At 44.7% G+C, this 18,647-nt stretch carries 16 protein-coding genes and 3 pseudogenes; 3 read left to right on the forward strand and 16 right to left on the reverse strand.

Going from position 1 to position 18,647, the window contains the following annotated elements; genetic code table 11:
• Positions 1-26: 26 nt before the first annotated feature.
• From nuoE to PaeBR_RS14440, 3 genes are all read right to left on the reverse strand, one after another.
• The gene (gene nuoE, locus PaeBR_RS14430; protein ID WP_410511270.1) at positions 27-524 is read right to left on the reverse strand and encodes an NADH-quinone oxidoreductase subunit NuoE; all 498 of its coding nucleotides are present in this window, start codon (positions 522-524) and stop codon (positions 27-29) included.
• Between the two features lie 215 nt (positions 525-739).
• Positions 740-3,031: a thiamine pyrophosphate-dependent enzyme gene (locus PaeBR_RS14435; RefSeq protein WP_410511271.1), complete on the reverse strand. Its 2,292-nt coding sequence runs from the start codon at positions 3,029-3,031 to the stop codon at positions 740-742.
• A 22-nt stretch (positions 3,032-3,053) separates the two neighbouring features.
• Complete coding sequence (locus PaeBR_RS14440; protein ID WP_410511272.1) at positions 3,054-4,046, reverse strand: 2-oxoacid:acceptor oxidoreductase family protein; 993 nt, start codon at positions 4,044-4,046, stop codon at positions 3,054-3,056.
• Between the two features lie 252 nt (positions 4,047-4,298).
• On the opposite strand from PaeBR_RS14440, the gene PaeBR_RS14445 reads away from it, so the two are divergent.
• On the forward strand, positions 4,299-5,762 hold the full coding sequence (locus PaeBR_RS14445) for a transposase (RefSeq protein WP_410511273.1): 1,464 nt from the start codon (positions 4,299-4,301) through the stop codon (positions 5,760-5,762).
• A gap of 263 nt (positions 5,763-6,025) precedes the next feature.
• Here the strand turns inward: PaeBR_RS14445 and hydE are convergent, their stop codons facing one another.
• The gene (hydE, locus tag PaeBR_RS14450) at positions 6,026-7,078 is read right to left on the reverse strand and encodes a [FeFe] hydrogenase H-cluster radical SAM maturase HydE (protein ID WP_410511274.1); all 1,053 of its coding nucleotides are present in this window, start codon (positions 7,076-7,078) and stop codon (positions 6,026-6,028) included.
• Between the two features lie 452 nt (positions 7,079-7,530).
• The gene (locus PaeBR_RS14455; protein ID WP_410511275.1) at positions 7,531-7,824 is read right to left on the reverse strand and encodes a transposase; all 294 of its coding nucleotides are present in this window, start codon (positions 7,822-7,824) and stop codon (positions 7,531-7,533) included.
• Between the two features lie 151 nt (positions 7,825-7,975).
• Here PaeBR_RS14455 and PaeBR_RS14460 point away from each other — a divergent pair, with 151 nt between their 5' ends.
• Positions 7,976-8,143 (forward strand): hypothetical protein, encoded by a 168-nt coding sequence (locus PaeBR_RS14460; RefSeq protein WP_410511276.1) that lies wholly within the window; start codon positions 7,976-7,978, stop codon positions 8,141-8,143.
• A 120-nt stretch (positions 8,144-8,263) separates the two neighbouring features.
• Here the strand turns inward: PaeBR_RS14460 and PaeBR_RS14465 are convergent, their stop codons facing one another.
• Positions 8,264-10,657, reverse strand: a complete 2,394-nt coding sequence (locus tag PaeBR_RS14465; protein WP_410511277.1) for a polyprenyl synthetase family protein — start codon at positions 10,655-10,657, stop codon at positions 8,264-8,266.
• Positions 10,658-10,872: 215 nt separating this feature from the next.
• Positions 10,873-13,068 carry a heavy metal translocating P-type ATPase gene (locus PaeBR_RS14470; RefSeq protein WP_410511278.1) on the reverse strand — a complete coding sequence of 732 codons (2,196 nt, stop codon included), beginning with the start codon at positions 13,066-13,068 and terminating at the stop codon, positions 10,873-10,875.
• Positions 13,069-13,275: 207 nt separating this feature from the next.
• Here PaeBR_RS14470 and PaeBR_RS14475 point away from each other — a divergent pair.
• Positions 13,276-13,424: pseudogene (locus PaeBR_RS14475) on the forward strand (ArsR family transcriptional regulator); the annotation flags it as partial.
• Between the two features lie 132 nt (positions 13,425-13,556).
• Here PaeBR_RS14475 and PaeBR_RS14480 read toward each other — a convergent pair.
• The 9 genes and pseudogenes from PaeBR_RS14480 to PaeBR_RS14520 form a co-directional block, all read right to left on the reverse strand.
• Complete coding sequence (locus PaeBR_RS14480; protein ID WP_410511279.1) at positions 13,557-14,261, reverse strand: hypothetical protein; 705 nt, start codon at positions 14,259-14,261, stop codon at positions 13,557-13,559.
• Positions 14,262-14,266: 5 nt separating this feature from the next.
• Positions 14,267-14,425, reverse strand: coding sequence for a 2-dehydropantoate 2-reductase N-terminal domain-containing protein (locus PaeBR_RS14485; RefSeq protein WP_410511280.1), 159 nt, complete (start codon positions 14,423-14,425; stop codon positions 14,267-14,269).
• Between the two features lie 201 nt (positions 14,426-14,626).
• Positions 14,627-15,016: pseudogene (locus PaeBR_RS14490) on the reverse strand (M23 family metallopeptidase); the annotation flags it as partial.
• A 16-nt stretch (positions 15,017-15,032) separates the two neighbouring features.
• A complete protein-coding gene (locus PaeBR_RS14495; RefSeq protein WP_410511281.1) occupies positions 15,033-15,470 on the reverse strand; it encodes an ISL3 family transposase in 438 nt (145 codons plus the stop codon).
• Between the two features lie 62 nt (positions 15,471-15,532).
• Positions 15,533-15,796 (reverse strand): transposase family protein, encoded by a 264-nt coding sequence (locus tag PaeBR_RS14500; RefSeq protein WP_410511282.1) that lies wholly within the window; start codon positions 15,794-15,796, stop codon positions 15,533-15,535.
• Positions 15,797-15,965, reverse strand: a pseudogene (locus tag PaeBR_RS14505) (PadR family transcriptional regulator); the annotation flags it as partial. It lies immediately after the preceding gene.
• A 111-nt stretch (positions 15,966-16,076) separates the two neighbouring features.
• Entirely contained in the window at positions 16,077-16,256 is a 180-nt protein-coding gene (locus PaeBR_RS14510) for a twin-arginine translocase TatA/TatE family subunit (protein ID WP_410511283.1), read from the reverse strand.
• A gap of 28 nt (positions 16,257-16,284) precedes the next feature.
• Positions 16,285-17,484, reverse strand: a complete 1,200-nt coding sequence (locus PaeBR_RS14515; RefSeq protein WP_410511284.1) for a ZIP family metal transporter — start codon at positions 17,482-17,484, stop codon at positions 16,285-16,287.
• Between the two features lie 18 nt (positions 17,485-17,502).
• Positions 17,503-18,546 carry a multicopper oxidase domain-containing protein gene (locus PaeBR_RS14520; protein WP_410511285.1) on the reverse strand — a complete coding sequence of 348 codons (1,044 nt, stop codon included), beginning with the start codon at positions 18,544-18,546 and terminating at the stop codon, positions 17,503-17,505.
• Between the last annotated feature and the right edge of the window lie 101 nt (positions 18,547-18,647).

Genomic DNA, 18,647 nt, shown 5'->3' on the forward strand with positions numbered 1-18,647 from the left:
AATGCGATTGAAGCGCAAGATAATAATTAGTATTCTTTCAGAATTTTCGGCACGTTATTGGGAATCAGGCGACCGTGTACTTTTTCACCAATGGTCATCACCGGTGCAAGCCCGCATGCACCCAAACAGCGGGTTGCTTCAAGCGTGAACTTGTTATCCTCTGTGGTTCCTTGTACAGGTACTTTCAGTTCCGTACTCAGACGGTCAAGCACCGCTTGTGCGCCTTTGATGTAGCATGCTGTACCCATGCAAACATGGATAACATTCTCCCCTTTAGGTGTAAGAGAAAAGAAATGATAAAACGACGCCACACCATAAATTTCACTTAAAGGCAGGTTTAGCTCCGTGGAAACCACCTGGAGCACATGCTCCGGCAGATATCCGTAAATATCCTGTACTTCATGGAGCACAGGGATCAAAGCACCTTTGATCATTTTGAACTGCTCGATAGCGGACTGTACCTTTTCGAGCTTCTCGTCGGCTTCGGCTATGTCCTCACTGCTGCAGGTTTGTTGTTGTACCATTTAGATTGCTCCCTTCATTCAAGGTTACTAAATATCAGAACTCACTGTATAAGGGAAAAACGTAACTTTTATTAATTTTAAAAAAATTTGCGGTTTGTAACGATCTACCCCTTACATTTTGCTCAAAACAGGTTATAATTGAATGAGAATGATTTTCACTCGCAATGGATGAGGCCGCAGCCGTTAACTGCCGGCCTCAGTATACCCAAATCTTCTTACAGCAGTGCGTTTTCGTGTCTGAGCTTTAAACGGCTCCAACGACGCTCGATTTCGGTTTCGAAGTTTTGCAGCAGCTCTTCATCCTTCAAAAGATGCTTGGTTTTGCCCATTCCCTTCAACCATTCAACTGCCGGAATACGCTTGCCTTTAAGCTCTGGATTGTAAGTTATATTGGTGATTCCTTGCTCAATTTCATAAAGCGGGAAGAAGCAGGAATCCACAGCTGCTTTTACCAGGTCATATCCCTTATTATCAGGAGTCTTCCAGTTCAGGGGGCATGCGCAGAGAATCTTGCCGTAGGCTGTCCCCACGTTGTTGGCGTACCACTGTGCTTTAGCTGCTTTTTGCAGCAGATCCTGTGGATTGCATTCAGCAGCCGTGAATACATAAGGGATGTTACAAGCTGCTAAAATTTGCGCCGTATCCTTGTGATGACCCTTTTTACCCTTTTGAGTTTTACCGACACCTGAGGTGCTGGTCATATGACCCATTGGAGTCGAGTAAGAAAGTTGGGAACCGGTGTTCATGTAACCCTCGTTATCGTACTCAAGGATGATCATTTTATGGTTACGAAGTGCCGCACCTACGGTTGCACCCATCCCGATATCCATACCACCGTCGCCGGATACCATAACAAAGGTAACATCGTCGGAAACCTGGACTTCGCCGCGGCGCTTCAATTCATAAAAAGCATCAACCATACCGGCTAATGTAGCTGCACCATTCTGGAACAGGTTGTGTACAAAGGTTTGTTTATGGGATGAGTACGGATAGCTTGCCGTTACAACATACGCACAGCCTGTTTGGAATAGGACTACCATGTCTCCTTCGATTCCCTTGAAAAACAGCTCCAATGCGGATAGTGCACCACAGCCAGGACACGCGCCATGTCCAGGAGCCAACCGATGTGGCTTCACCGTCAATTGACTTAGTGGTGGAAGCTTAACTTTCAGCATACCGGTTTCTTCGTTTTGGGTAACATTGATCAGTCCGGTTTTGAATGCATTGCCATACAACGGTTCCATAACCGGAACAAGTGCATCCTTCACTTCACCAGGGTAGTATCCATAATAATCAAAAGGTTTCTCAGCATAGCCTTTTTCAGCAGCGTCGATCGCCAGTTGGAAGAATGCTTCTGCATCGTCAGCATAGAAGTCTTTGCCACCTAGACCAAAGATACGTGAAAGGATGATCGTCTTGTTCTCTGGATCTATTTGCAGAGCCGAACGAATCTCGTGAGTCAGGTTGCCGCCCTGAGCACCATAAGAATCTGCTCGTTCACCTACAAGCAGTGCCTTGACGTTCTTTAGTGCTTTACGTAGTTGTTCCGTTGGAAACGGACGGATGATATTCGGACGAACCAAACCCGCCTTGATGCCCTTTGCGCGAAGATCGTCAACGGTATCCTTTGCGGATTCACCTGCAGAGTTGAGCAGGAACACAGCTACTTCCGCATCATCCATACGGTACAGGTCGAGAACTGGATATTCGCGTCCTGACAAGAGAGCATATTCCCGAGCGACTTCCTCATACACATCACCCGCTTTTTCCAAAGCTTCTGACAGCTGGTAGTGGTTATTCAGCAGATCATCGCCACCCATATGGGCACCAATAGTTACTGGGCGAGAAGGATCTGACACGTTCGGATAGCTGTGGTTCGGATTCGGACCCACAAAATTCCGGACTACTTCGTTGTCTTTGAAGTATTGTACTTTGCGTTTTTGGTGGGATGTGAAGAAGCCATCATAAGCCACGATAACAGGTAAACGAACTTTAGAGTGCTCAGCAATCTTGAGTGCCATGATGTTCATGTCATATACAGCCTGTGGTGTACTGGCAGTCAGGATGACCCAGCCTACATTAAGACCATAATACAAGTCAGAGTGATCCCCACGAATATCAAGCGGTCCACTAATTGCACGGGTAACTAGGTTAAGGACCATCGGGAAGCGTGTGCCAGATTGGGTGGGGAGCTGCTCCAGCATGTACAGAAATCCTTGGGAGCTTGTGGCGTTCACAACACGTGCACCAGCCATTGCTGCACCGTAGCATATCCCGGCAGAACCATGTTCACCGTCAGCTGCGATCAGTTGAATGTCATGCTGACCACGAGCTTTCATTTGATCCAGGTATTGGGCAACTTCCGTGGAAGGCGTAATCGGGAAGTATCCCATGATGTGGTAATTGATTTGAGCTGCAGCTGTAGCAGCCATTTCATTACCGGATTCGAAGGTGTTGACTTGCTCAGCAAGTACAATCTCTGTCAATTTATTTTCACTAACAGCCATTTTTCGTATCCTCCCTTTCGATTTACTTGAACACTTGGGCAACGCGATGTTGTTCGGCAAACCCAACTTCTTCACGGAGACTGGTAAGGGCCTCAGTTGGGCATACATCGATACATTTCAGACAGCCTTTACAGTATTGATAATCGATCCCGAGCAGGGACTGCTGTTGCCGTCCACGCTTGTCCTCAACGGATTCCCACACAAAGCAATAGTCAGGGCAAACATTGTCGCATGCCGCACAGCTAACGCACAAATCCGAATCAAGCACTGGCAGTAAGCCTGCACGCGAGCCGCTCAGATCCTTCAGTATGCTGTTGCCTTGAGCCATAATAACTCCGCCAGGCAACTGTGTCTCATAGCCAAGTAGGGATTGTGCGCGCTTAAAAGTCTTAGCTTCAGTACCTGCTGGCACATCATAGGTTTTAAATTTCACTTCATTGTAGCCGCGATCGAAAGTACGAATGTTCGGCTCAACCAGGTGCGGGTATTTCTTCTCAAAGGTTCTACGGATAACCGTACGCATCGCTTCTGGATCAAGGAATTCACAAATTCGGAACATAGCGCCAAGCATCGAGGTGTTTACTTTGGTTTTCTCTTCAACGGCAATACCCATTGCATCTACAAGAGCTATCGTACCGTATTCAAGCTTTAGACTTGAGCGAACTTCATCGAAGCCACGAGTTGTGTTCACCAGAGCAACCCCATCAGGTTGCATACCGCTAACTACGTTAACATTCTTGTACAGTGCTTCGTGAAAAACCGCTACAAGGTGTGGCTCTTCGATTGGACTGTGATCACGAATTTCAACCTCTGGATCACAGAAACGAACAAAGGTTTTAATAGGTGTACCTTTTTTCTCAGAACCATAAGACGAGAAGTTAGCCGCGTTAAAGCCCAGTTCGATAGCACCTGTCTCGGCAAGCATTTTGCCTGCGAGGTTGGCACCCAGTCCACCGATCGATTCAAGGCGGATTTCATAAAAACCGAGCGCATTCTTCTTCGGTAAAGTAGACATCAATTTTCCTCCTTTGTATTAAATAGCCTCTCGGCATTCGCCGAGGCAGATGGGACAAGGGTTTCCTTGTTTCATCCAATATGCCATCCTCCTACTTTCACAGGGGAATGGGTTTTTCAGTCCCTATCCAAATTGGAAAATAATTTGGAGATTGTGACAAATTCCTTTAAAAAAGGCCTTGACTTTTAGCCCATTTTTCCAAAATCGCGTGGTAAGGGTTTTTTTCCACTACTCGCGATTGGAGTGTTGTTCATGAAACCGATTCTCGTTCCCCATTCCCAGTATCAGGATGTTGTCCTTCGGCAACTTCAGGAGGGCAACGTCTTTCTCATTCGGAAAGACTGGCCTCTAGCCGCCATCTTCTGGATGACCGATTTGTCCCCCGTTACGGATTTTTTGCAGGATGCTTATTCTACACGGGGACCTCTGCCTCGCGATCCGGCCTCCATGCTGCGCTCCTACTTACTCTTCCTCATGACCTGCCCCCAGGTCGGGCTCACCGAATGGATTAACGTCATGAAGCGTACGCCCATTTACGCCATTCTTAGTGGCTTTCCTCTAGATGACCTGCCCGGCGTGGGTACTTTTTACGACTTTTTAGCCCGCTTTTGGAACGGCTCTACTCCCCACTGGAGACCTAAGCGCCAACCCAAACGCAAGCGTAAAACCAAGAGAGGCAAGAAAGGAGAAAAAGCGCCAACCGCCACTCCCGGCAGAATCAAGCGCCTGGTTCAGTGGATTCTTTCGCATCCCGAGAAGAATCCCGTTCTGCCTTCCGACCGTCTCTTTGACTTTTTCCAAACTCAGTTTCTTTCCACATCCGCAAGCCTCGGTTTGCTCGGGGACATTTCGGCGCTAACTACGGCCGGTGATGGCACACCGCTCGTCACTTCCGTCTATCCCCGCAGCAAACCGACTTGCGATTGTCGCGCCCGCGGTATCCTTGTCTGCAACCATCCTCGTCTGTATTCCCAGCCCGACTGCGACTCCGGCTGGGACAGCGCACGCGAAAGATACTTTAATGGCTACCACCTGTACATGATCTCGGCGGCGGATAGTCCTCACGATTTGCCGCTCTATCCCAGACTCCAATCTGCCTCTCAGCATGACGGGGTTAGCCTGGTCCTGAGCACAACCGAATTTCAGCAACGATTCACCTTGGGCACGGTGGACAAAATGCTGCTTGATGCCGCTCACGACACCGAAGCGATTTACAAGCTTCTCGATACTCACCACATCGAGCCGTTCATTGACCTCAACCCCCGGGGCACGAAAAATACGGCAACGGGCAGCGAAGTGAAGATTTCTCCCACCGGCATTCCCCTTTGTCCCAAGGGCAATGAAATGAGACCCAACGGTTTTGACAAGTCCCAGAACCGTCGGAAGTGGAGATGCTCTCCGGCCTGCGGCTGTTCGTCCGCCAAGTATGGCTTAACCTACCACACGTTCAGCCGCGACAATCTCCGCATGTTTCCCAAGACGCTTCGCGGGTCCGAGAAGTGGAAGCTCATTTACAAGCGCCGCACCTCGGTGGAACGTTCCAACAAGCGCGAGAAGATTGACTACAAGCTTGAATCCGGTCGGCACCTTTCCACGATGATGTGGTACAACCGCATCTACGGCATTATGATCTGCCAACACATGCACGCCTGGTACCTCAGCCAAAAAGAAGAATGGGATCTTTTGAAAACCGTCTTTCGTCCTTTTCTGGCCTAACTTTTTTTAAAAAATGATCTGATCCCAAGGGCGAAGTCTGCCCTTTTTTGAAACTGGTTTTCACTTTCCACATTTTACAGCTCGATTACTCAGTTTTTACGGTAGTCACCTCTTGAAATCGTTTCTTATTCCGAGAGGCTATTTAATAAAGCTATGAATCCCCCTCACCAATCTTTCAATCGGTTTAAAACAATATATGTTTTAAACAACACTACGTGAAAACATTCACTTAATTTATTAAAAGATTATCACAGCAATATTTCTTACTCTGAAGTGCTAAGAAAGCTGCAGTGGTCACCGCGACCGAGCTCAATCTTATATCCAGAGGCTGTGATTCTCATTTCAATACAGTTCCTGCAATGTGAAGCTTCGTCGCCCGTGCAAATCTTGTTCTCATAAAGGGCATATTTCTCGCGAACTTTCAGAGGAGAAAGAATGGGCATGACAACATTGGCTCCTGCCGAAAGTGCCTTCTCCCGACCTGTTGGGTCAAGTGTACCCATAGCCGTGGTGGCAGGCATTAGAGCATCCGGAACAAATAATCTCGCCATGGCAATCATCACGAGCGTATCCTGGGCGGTTCCACCGGTAGCATCTTTAAGAGGAGTTGCGCTATGCGGGATAAATGGACCAATACCGATCATTTCCGGATGGAGCTCTTTCAGAAAAAGCAAATCCTCTGCAAGATGCTCGTAGGTTTGACCCGGAAGTCCAACCATAAAACCGGCTCCAACCTGATAGCCAATATCCTTCAGGGTACGTAGGCAGTTCATACGGTTATCGTATGACATACCTGGATGCAAAGATTCATAGAGCGAACGTGAGGCTGTCTCATGCCGAAGTAAGTATCGGTCAGTTCCTGCATCGTATAGCGCACGATAAAATGCTTCGCTGCGTTCTCCAATGGACAAGGTAATTGCCGCATCGGGAAAACGAACCTTCATGCTCGTGACAATGCTGATCATCAGCTCTTCCGTGAAGCGAAAATCTTCTCCACTCTGTAAGACAAACGAACGATATCCGAGATTGTATCCCTCTGCAGCACATTCCAGTATCTCTTCCTCAGTCAGTCGGTAACGGTCCACACTGAGATTGGATCTGCGCAGACCGCAATACATACAATCCTGTTTACAGAAGTTTGAGAATTCAATCAAGCCACGAAAGTAAACGCTTTCATTATAATGCCTCTTTCGGGTTTCATCCGCCAAACGAAACAACCGCTTCTTGAGATCAGGAGTCAGGTGCTGGAGGAAATAGACAATTTCTTCTTTAGTCAGCCCATTCCGCTCATACAGTTTGCTCAGCAATACTTCCATAATACGTATTCCTCCATCCCATGCGGTGGGTCTAGTGGTGAGCCAGGTCCTTCGTAACCCATTGTACTGCAAAAAAGCTCACGCTTGAAGTGAATTACTTTAGATTATGCTACGCTGTAGTCTTACATGCCGGTATTACATACTGACTAAATACTTTTAACGAATATTTATAGTTTTTAGTTAACTCTACATATAGTGATAGATCTTTTTTGTTGTGTTTCATTGAAAATCCAGTACCAAATAGAGGAATATTTTAGTAACATCAAACCGATTGATACGCTATGATCCACAACAGTATTTCCTGAATAACCTTCTGTAGCCATAAAGCAAAATCTCGAAAAGTCATTTCTTTTATATTTGTTTCCATAAGAGTATCTTGTAATGATCCCCGTTGTCAAGACACAAATCGAGAGAAAATAAGTTAACTCCTCTCTGGTTTCAAGTGGTAGGGTTCAAGAAGCTCTCCTGCTCAAAGATTGGGTGTATACGCTGTTCGTTGAAACCTCGTTCAACGCCTGGTGCGGACGTTCAGCGTTATAGAATTTCACGTAATTCGTAATACCTCTACGCAGATCACAGGGCGTATCAAACTCGTACAAAAAGATGCACTCATACTTTAAAGACCTGAAATATCGCTCGGTACGGCTGTTATCCGTTGCTCGGCCTTTGCCGTCCATGGAGATCTTCACGTTCTCCTTTTCGAGCAGTTCCAGGTAAGTGCTATTTGTAAAATGAGAGCCTTGCATCTACAAAGTAATGCTCCAGAGAGACGTACATTTTGGGGTGATAGCTGTCACGGCCGTATTAATGACACGAACGAGATGATTTGACGGAATGGTGGCTTCGACACTTCCATTTTACCAAAGGGCGATTTCTTTTTGTGATTTTAAAGAAGATTTGGGAGGAAGGGTTTCCGCTGAAAGCAGCGGAGAGGACGGAACGATTGCGGAAAAGCGCAGCGGTCGCCTCCGGATTTTTATCGCCAAGGAAAATAAAAAAAATCTGGAGACCACAGCGATGGAGCAACGGTCCGTTCGCGGAGCGACCACTCAGAACACCTACTAAAGTCTTACTCAAAAGAGAGGGGGTATCGCAGCAGCCATTTGTATGGCTTTTGGGACACCCCCTTCATTTTTACCATATATAATCTTTACCCTTCATTGCACTCCAGGTATGACAAACATGTTAACGGTTTCGGTTAACCATATAATCCAATAAATGCTTCAGAAAAGCTATATTACGCGGCATTTCTTTCAAGGCTTCCGTTGCCAGACAATAGTGATCCCACATCTCTTTTCTGGCGCCTTCTTGACCAAGGATGGACACAAAAGTCGAATTGTTGTTTTCAATATCCTTGCGGGTGGGTTTACCGAGTAGGAGCAGATCTCCTTCTAAATCAAGCAAATCATCCTTAATCTGAAAGGCAATGCCCGCATGATAGGCGAATTTCTTCAAAGCCGTAATTTCCGGCTCCTTAACCTGAGCGAGAATGGCAGGCATAACCAGGGAAGCTTCAAATGCTACTCCGGTTTTGTAAAAGCACATCATATTCAATTGCTCCAGTGTCAATGCTTTTCCTTTGGAATGCAAATCCATCGCCTGTCCCATACACATATCTTCTGCCTTTTGGGCCGAATACTGCATCAAGGCAAGCACGGTTTTAGCATCGAACTGCTCAAGCGACGCTTGTTCTTTAATTGCCTTCTGGATCAGAAAAAGACCGGTTAATTCTGCCGTGGCGCTATTGTGCACCTGATGCAGCGTTGGACGCCCTCTACGGGTAGAGGCATTATCCTGGGATGGGAGATCATCGAAGATCAGGGATGCAGTATGCATATATTCCAATGATCGCAGAAGAGGCACGATTGCCGATTCATTGAGTCCATATTCCTTTACGCCCATGACCCAAGTCAATATAGGCCGTATTCGCTTTCCGTCCCCTTCGAGACTGTAATTTGCGGCATCAATAAGCGGCTCTTTCATCGGAGGAATCCCGTTAGGTTTGGGAATCTGCAGCAGATTGTTAATCTGATGGCGCACAGTTTCAATCGTACCCTGAAAGTCTTCCTTTTCCTGCCGGTCGTTTTTCAAAATGGTATTCATCTGGTCCCGAAGCAGTTTATCGAAGAAATCAACATCCTCCGCTTTTCGAACCATATGCTGAACGAGACGATTAAGGTCCGGATTTCCCGAAGCAAATATCTCCATGATTTCGTTATACTTTTCAGTACCTATGCGTTCTTTACAACGTTTTAGGCCGTTGATTGCACGATCCAGTATCACCTCACGGGTTTTGGCGTCGGAGTGATACACGTTATGGATCAAACGGGAGATGACCGTCCAGTATAATTCATAGGGGTTTATGAGATCCGAACGGTGATTATGGTATTTTAAATAATAGGTATAGGGTGTTACCGCCCCGTCTCTCCTATCGTCAAACATATCCGCAAAATCATCAGCCAACTGGTTGTAAATGCCATAAAAGAATGTCCGATGTTCAAAGCCTTCATCCATGGGTGCACTAATTACGGAACGGACAATCAATCGGGAAGAAGAGGATTTCAAAATGATGGGTATATAAAGCTCTTCGTTGGTGTAATTTGCATTAGACAGATCCTTTTCACGGTCCATGTCCTGGGAATGAAAAAACACATAGGACTGCTCGAAAAATGTTTTCTGTGTTTCCGGTCGCTGAAGGCCCTTAATATATTCAAAAGCATCCCGGAGCTCTGAATGTACGAATTGAATGAAATCCACGTTTTTCCCGGCCCACCCTCTAAGTTCCGGCACAACTCCAGACAGAAGCGCGGCACGTATCATACGGGAATATTGTTCTTTTTCCCCAGCGGTCAAGACCCCAGAATCGAGAAGATCGTCAATGAAAGGATAAGTCAGACCATAGGAATAACCAAGCCTGATGGCTTCATCAAGTCTCAGGGTACGTTCCGCAGGCGTTATTTCATCGTCCATCTCCTCTATCACATGCAGAATAACCCCGATAATGATCTTGATCAGCTTGCGCTCTGCTTGCTCGGCATTCATTCCTTTCGGAATATGGGAGGAGACGTTCTTAAGTTTGTCTATCACCCAAATAGCGGCGATTTCTATGCCTTCCTTCTGGGCCCACCGATAAAACCCGGCCAAGCTCATATACTCGGGTTGGTCTCCCCGCTTTGTTGAGGTGGAACGAATCAAGTGATTTTTGATGTCGGCAACTACACGCTGAATTCGGGTCTGTGTGTCAGAAGAATCCAGGGCTTTGCCCAGATCTCTCATGTAAATATAGGAAACACTTCGATCCAAGTAATCATCCAATTTACCTGTATAATTCAGCCACTCTAAATATCTATGATAATCCCGGGAATCAGGTTTTCTCTTTCCCCGCGAAAAAAAAGATAGCCATGAATGTTGATGTATATGGCTCCGTTTCCACAATTGGAGATCTTTTGTCAGGGTAGGCACATAAGTCTTCTCCATAACCTGCACATAAAGTGATGCAAAATACTGGGCTGCCTTCTGCTCAGCCAGCCGATACATGGTATCGGCCTGATCTGTAAATTCCACATTCATACGATTCATTACCTCTACTTTTATTTTTGAATTCGTCGGATCATGTTCATATCATAATACGGGAAAGAATCTTTTTGGTAACCAAATAGTTATAAGGGTAGCTAGTTACGTCTGAGCATAGAAGTAGGAGTGTTCCAAAAACCGTTCGTTCATCGGCTTTTAGAACACTCCCTATTTCTTGTACAACTATTAAAAACTACATAAGCTTCTACATGATGATATAACTAAGATGTAGTTACTTTTAAGACGCGCATGGCATTCAAGACCGCAAGCAAGGTCACACCCACATCTGAGAATACCGCTTCCCACATGGTAGCAATACCAAAAGCGCCTAACATTAAGAATACCGCTTTTACGCCCAGTGCAAAGATAATATTTTGCCAAACAATACGTCTTGTTCTCTTGGCAATCCTGATAGCAGTAGAGATTTTGGATGGTTCATCTGTCATAATGACAATGTCAGCCGCTTCAATAGCAGCATCCGACCCTAATCCGCCCATTGCTATACCCACATCTGCCCGGGCCAATACAGGAGTATCATTAATACCGTCTCCGACAAAAATAATCTTTTCTTTGGGTGACTTACTCCGATCCAGCTTCTCAATCTCTTCCACTTTATGCTGTGGCAGTAACTCTGCATACACTTCATCTATACCGAGCTGCTGTCCAACAGAATCGCCGACGGCCTTGGCGTCCCCTGTCAACATCACGATCTTCTTGATACCCAGTTCTTTTAACGAACGTATAGCCTTTGCGGAATCGTCTTTTATTTCATCCGAGATGACAATATAGCCCGCATATTTCTTTTCAATTGCTACATGAATAACTGTTCCTACTCCATTGGGTGCTTCAAACGGTATACTGTACTTATTCATTAGCTTGCTGTTGCCGGCCAAGACCTCTTTTCTCTGAACCATCACCTGTATACCATGTCCGGAGATCTCATTGTAACACTCAAGCTGATCTTCCCTGATCTCCTTCCCATAGGCAACCCGTATGGATTCGGCGATGGGATGAGTTGAATGCAGCTCCGCAAATGCCGCATATTGAAGAAGCTCGTCTTCGGATAATTCTCCGGCAGGATAAATGCCAGAAACTTTAAAGGCTCCCTTAGTGAGTGTTCCTGTCTTGTCAAACACAATGTACTTGACATCGTTTAAGGCTTCCAGATAATTGCTGCCCTTGACAAGAATACCTGTCTTGGATGCTGCTCCAATCCCTCCAAAAAAACCCAGCGGTATGGAAACCACAAGCGCACAAGGACAAGATATGACCAAAAATACAAGCGCACGGTAGATCCAATCTGAAAAGGTGGCCCCACTCAAAACCAGAGGAGGTACAACCGCCAGAAGTAAAGCGATGATGACAACAACCGGCGTATAGTAACGCGCAAACTTAGTAATAAATTTCTCGGTCGGCGCTTTCTTACTGCTTGCATTTTCGACTAGTTCCAGTATTTTGGATACAGTCGATTCACCAAACAGTTTGGTTACTTCCACAGTTAAAACTCCGTTTTTGTTGATGAAGCCGCCAAGGACATCACTCTTGACTTCAACTTCCCGAGGCATAGATTCACCGGTTAGTGCTGATGTATCTACCGTTGAGCTTCCTTCAATAACTACTCCATCCAAAGGTACCTTTTCACCAGGTTTGACAACAATGTGATCTCCAATGTTAACCTCTTCCGGCGTCACCCGTTTCGTTTCGTTTCCTGTTTTTAAGTTAGCATAATCGGGCCTGATGTCCAACAGTGCACTGATGGATTTACGGGATCGATTAATCGCAATGCTCTGAAACAGCTCTCCTACTTGAAAAAAGAGCATTACGGCTACACCTTCAGGATATTGCTGGATAGCAAATGCGCCAATCGTAGCTACGGACATTAAAAAGTATTCATCAAACACTTGACCACGAAGAATATTCTTAACAGCTTGAAGGACAATATCGCCACCAACGAGGAGATAAGCTACCAAGTATAAGGAAAACTCCAACCATCCGGAAAATGAGTTTAGAATTCCGATTGCGGCAATTACTGCGCCCACTGCCAAACGAATTAACATTATTCTGATTTTTTCCTTACCAGCATCATGCGAATGACCTTCGTGTCCATCACTACCATGCTTATGTCCATGTTCCTCTTTGGCACCCAATCGTCCGGAGCCCCCCTTCCTCTTAATACTTACTTCAATATGCGGTTCGAGCTTATTAACTAATTTGGTTGCCGCGGATACAATTTCTTCATCCTGATCTTTGTCTGCCTCAAAAGTCAACGTTTTATTCACAAAATTGACAGAACAGTCTGAGACTCCTTGAATTTTTTTTACTCCATTTTCGATTTTCATTGCACAATTCGCGCAATCTAATCCTTCTAATAACAACTCACGCTTTACCGTATCTTTGGATTGCCTCAATTGCCCCATTTAATTTTCCCCTTTCGTAAAAATAATGTATGAGTATATGCTCATGTGTTAATCTTATTATATTCCTATTCATTTATTTAAGTCAACGAATCTTCAAAATTATTCAGAGGCAGCATATTTCTAATCCCAAATTATACAATTCAGCAGCTCAGATGGCTGATTGGTTTAAAGCTTTCAGTGACCTACAAGAATCAGGATTTTAGACGCCAATCTGCTGTTTCCCATCAGCTAAGGTTTTTACGAAATATGCGAATTGTAAAACGTCGAAAAGAATTAAAACCGTCTTTTATTCGCTGCATGACACACATGTTGAACAGATTTTTCAACAGACCTTGCAACATTTAAGACATGAATAATTACACACAAAAAGACCGGCACACACACCGGCTTTTAGCATTTTATTAATGAGACCCCCTGTTTCCCCTAGATTGGAGGGAATAGGGGGCTAATTCAAGTTGTGAATAAATATGACGTTTGCTTATAGGCTATTAGATATATTTTCTCAGTTTATCAATATAGGGTGTTGTCCTATTTGATTTTTTTATTAATTCATCAAATTCTTTCTGTAACAACTTCATCTCATTATGAGCAACAACAGTATGTCTGGACATCGTTATTTCTGCAATTTTAGTGCTCATGATTATTTTAAAGATAAATGATAATAACCCCACAGGCATTTTAAAATACTGTAGCTTATGAGGGGTTACTTTATACCCTAAAGCCTCAATGACTTGAAAACCTTCTTTAACTCCTTGAATCATAAGCCGAATATCCTTCGTGGATTTGGATAGCGCATAATTGTTTGATTTATGTATATATAGGGCATTTGCAATACTGGTAACTAATGCAACATGAGTTTTTTGCCAAGCATCCATATTTGAATTTGTTACAGTGGGGATATGACTTCTATTAAAGGCTTTGACAACAGCAGTTAGTCTACGTGTTGTCTTGCCGTCTAACTCTCCAAAGGTTGTAGTTTGAAAAGCACGGGCAATGCCTCTTCCAATAAAATAATTCACAACCCCATTTTTGAGTTCTCCCCCAGCTGATGGAAACCCGATCATCAATCTTTTCTGCCCAATGCATTTTAACCACTCATCGTATCCAAGTGGGTTATTGACGACAAAAACAATGTTTTTACTTTGGTTTTTTGCTAAATGAGGTAAAACAGAGTTGACCTGCGTTTTTTGCATGATGACTAGGATATAATCGTAGACATCATTCGGTTCAAGGCGATCAATAACCTTGACCTTCGATACTTCTTTGCGATTAGAACAGTGACATCATAACCCGCGCTTGCCAGTTTACCAGCAAAAATACTGCCAATCACCCCTGCCCCATATATCAGAAAATTCATTTTCAGTTCACCTCGACATAATCTTAGCTTTTGTTTTTCATTTTTATCATAAGCGACAGGTGCGCTGTTCCGCTGATCAACTTTGCGATGTTTCTGAATCGGAATGACAGCGGTGGCTTCATTCTGAGCAGACTGACTATTAGTGACATAAATTCCTGCAAAGACATCATAGTTTCTGTTACTTCAAAATTGAAAAAGAAATTACAAATAAGGCATCGGATTTACCGGCTTACCGTCAATACGAACTTCAAAATGCAAGTGCGGTCCCGTTGAGTTACCGGTGCTGCCGACCTCGGCGATTTTCTCTCCTTGCTTCACCATTTCGCCTTTTTTTACTTTGATTCCGTTGTTGCGAATATGAGGGTACAGGGTCCAGAGGTTATTACCGTGGTCAATAACGACCGTGTTTCCATATCCGCCCCACCATTCCGCAACGATAACTACACCGTCTTCTGCTGCTTGAATTTCTGTTCCTTCGGGAGCTGCCATGTCAACACCGTTGTGCTTCTTCAATTTACCCGTAATCGGATGCACTCGGGTACCGTAGTTTGAGGATATGTGAGCACCGGTAACCGGAAGCGCCATTGATCCACCGTTTCCTTTAAAATTACCAGAATACGTATAAACCTGATCGGCTTTCAGCTTGTTTTTCTCTGTTTACGGCTTGAATAACGTGAAACTTATCGAAGGTAATCGCAGCATCCGGGAAATGGTTAGCAGCCCCCTTTATAAAAGCTGGTGACATGTCCATGCATAATTCCGTAACGTTCGTAGCTTGCCCACCTTGTGACTCAAGGCGTTCTTTACAAATGTCCCAAGTACTCGAGTCTCGCCCAACGGCTACACAGATGACATTCTTCTGCTCGGGATCCATGAAGATCGTAATGTAGTTGTGGCCCCGTTTAGCTGACGTTTCATCGGTACTGATTTTGGTCACATATGACAGGTCTTGCGTTGCGATTGCATGATCCACATAACAATGCAGGATGCGCCACAGTCGCGTGTCGTGTTCATTCACAAGACGAGAGATCGCATTCATCGGCATATCTTTGGCCAGTTTCAGAATGAGGGCATCGAAATGGAGCGTAAAATAGTGCTTGGGTTTATCTAATGCCAGGGAACATGAACGCGCATGATTCGCTTACACTGTCCGCAATGGGTCTTCGGTAGTTCGGCATGAAAGTAGCATGGGTATTCAAAGAAGTTTAAATGACGCCATGTGCGATCTTTGGCGGCAATGCCAAGAACCGGTTGACCCTCAGCGCCGCAATGTGAACAGGCGAATATCGCACGCTTTCTTGCTTTAACATAAATATCTAACTGCTTCAGTTCCAAATTAAATGAAACCAGTTTTAATCTTCCAATCGACAATCAGGATTCACTTTGAATTTCTTTGAAAAGCTCATAAGCTTTGCGTCGGGCTTCCACAAGCACTTCCTTTCCATTTTCCGTTGCTCGGTAATATTTCCGGATCTTTCCGTCTACGTTTTTTTTCTTCTTTCACTAAAAGCCCGCTAACTTCCATTGTGCGAAGCAGCGGATTATAGCACTTCTCCAATCAGAAATACCCCCCTAACACAGGCCTAATGAAGACTGGGTATTCGCTGCGAATACCCCATCTTTTGTACATCGTTTTAGTACTCCGATACTTCTATAGTACATCCTTATTATTTTCTGTTTTCTCTTCAGATTCAACTAGTCCTTTTGCTCCTCTTTTGAACTCAGATAAGGTTGTGCCGATCGCTCTTCCCAGCTGTGGCAATTTAGAGGGTCCGAAAAGAAGCAATCCCAAAATGACAAGCAATACAATTCCCGCAACCCCTATATTCATTGGCACATCCATCTCCCCTTTCTATCCGTTAGAAATTCACTAACAGTGCGGTTACATACATCAACAGGATCCCCAGTGTGAGTCCGCCAAAATTGAGCCACGATACGCTGGGAGCACCCTCTACTTTGGCATCCCTAACGATCATTTTAGCAATAACAAATATAACTTGAACAATTGCACCGGCACCAATACCGAAGAACAGAGCCGCCAATGTTTGATTAAAGACAAATCCTCCTATCCAGGTACCTACAATTGCTGGAGCCCCTCCTAAAGCAGCCAATGCCAGAAAAGTCTTAATAGTCGGTCTTGTCTTCAAGAGTGGAGCTGCTATTCCGATGCCTTCCGTTATATTATGAAGTGTGAATCCAATAATGAGGAATGTACCGAGCGCTGCCTCACCCGCGGCAAAGGCTGCACCAATCGCAAGACCCTCACCGAGATTATGGAGACCGATCCCACCTGCTATTTTGTAGGAAACTTGCTTGCCATAATTACGCTCAACTGTTTTCTTCTTGAAATTGGTCTGATCAACTGCAAGTAACAATAAAAAGCTGAGTACAGCTCCATACCAAACGAGTCCCGTTCCTTGAAACACACCTGGCGCTTCCATTCCCAATTCCAATCCCTCTTGAATCGTGTCAATGGCAAGAAAGAACAACAAACCTACAGTAAATGCCAAAACGGCCTGAATCCCCTTAGAGGAAAAACGACGCATAAATGGATACCACATCAAACCGAGGCCAACTGGAATTACTCCTACATAAATTCCGATTAACGAGTATTGCGTAAACCGGGTGCTATCTGCCTCAGGCGTTTTCATGGCTGCCGGTACATCGCCTACAAAGATTAAACCGTTTTCTGTAATGAACTTAATTTCATGCGGATCGCCTTCAACCCATGGATAAGGAACATAGACTGTTGCATTTCCCAACCGTTCAATAGTTGAGCTTGGTGTATAAGAGGCATTCCAAAACGAGCCATCCACTACAACCTGTGCAATTGTTAGCGGTTCAGGTCCTGAATTCAAAACCCTCACCTCAAATCCCTCATCTGTCAGTATAATACGTTCGATATTCAATACTTCAATTGGAGCAGCTTGCTGTTCATCAACACCTGTTCCCCAATTGCCAACAACGTAGATCATCCCTGCCAAGAGCAACAGCGGTAATAACCCCAGTAACCACACCGTTCCGTTATTTCGTTTTTTATTTAATGGTTCGGTCTGCACAATATACCCCTCCTAATATCACTCAACTTCGAAAAAACCCATCCATCCGAGCTCAGTAAACTCACTCTGATGGGCATGAAACATGTATTTACCTGGAGTTGGAAAGGTAATCTCAATAATGCCCCTTTCGCCTTGGCATTGCATGATCGTATCCGTAAACAACGGACGCGCGTCAGGATCAGCACCAGTGGGGTAATAGTGAAAATAATTGGAATGCAGATGAAATGAATTGATAGGATCGAATTCCGTCAAGTTGCTTAAATAAATCCGAACTAATTCTCCAACCTTTACTTTAATGGGTCTGGATTGATAAGCGAATGCGTATCCGTTCACCGTGTATACTTCATTTTCCCCATCTAAATCCAAATCAAATCCATTCATGACCATGCTTAACTCTTTTGCCTGTTTTCGTGGTTTCTTTGGATCAATAATGAAATGACCATACAATCCCTTGTGGATATGCCTCGCTAGAGGCGGTACGTGACAGTGATAAGGCTGCAATCCAGCGGGTTTGGCTTCAAACTCATAGACGAATTCTTTCCCGGTAGGTACAGGCTCCAAACCGTCCATATTAGTTGGATGTATGCCATGCAGATGTATGGAATGCGGATGCGCTGATCCGTTCCCGAACTTTATTCGAATAATGTCCCCTTCTGTACATCGTAAGGTTGGGCCAGGTATCGTACCGTTGAATGTCCAACCCGGAAACTTAATGCCTTTTGCAATTTCCACCTCTGTATCCCAGGCAAGAATATTATATTCCCTAATGGTTCTGCCATCAGGCGCTTTACTTACTACCCCATAATCGAATGCGGTTAGTGCCTTAACCGCTGCTTCCAGCCCTGGAGTTGAATCCGTTCCCGGATCATAACCGTGAACCATCCCCTGATTCATTTGACTTTTCAAAGTGTGATGCATTTCCTTCTTATCCATGGCATTAGCTGTCTTGGTGAATAATGAACTAGAGTTTAAAAAACTGGTTCCTAACACCCCCACTATTCCTGCTGCGCCCATTTTCAAAATACTTCTTCTTGATAAGTTCCGCTTATTATTAGAAGACATTCCTACTCACCTCCGAGTTAATTTATGCTAAAATTTTTCCTTAGGGCAAATTATTTTAAATATAAATCAATTTACCCCTAATCTAAAATTGTTTCCTCAAG

This window comes from Paenibacillus sp. BR2-3, assembly GCF_046529485.1.
Lineage (GTDB): Bacteria > Bacillota > Bacilli > Paenibacillales > Paenibacillaceae > Paenibacillus_AQ.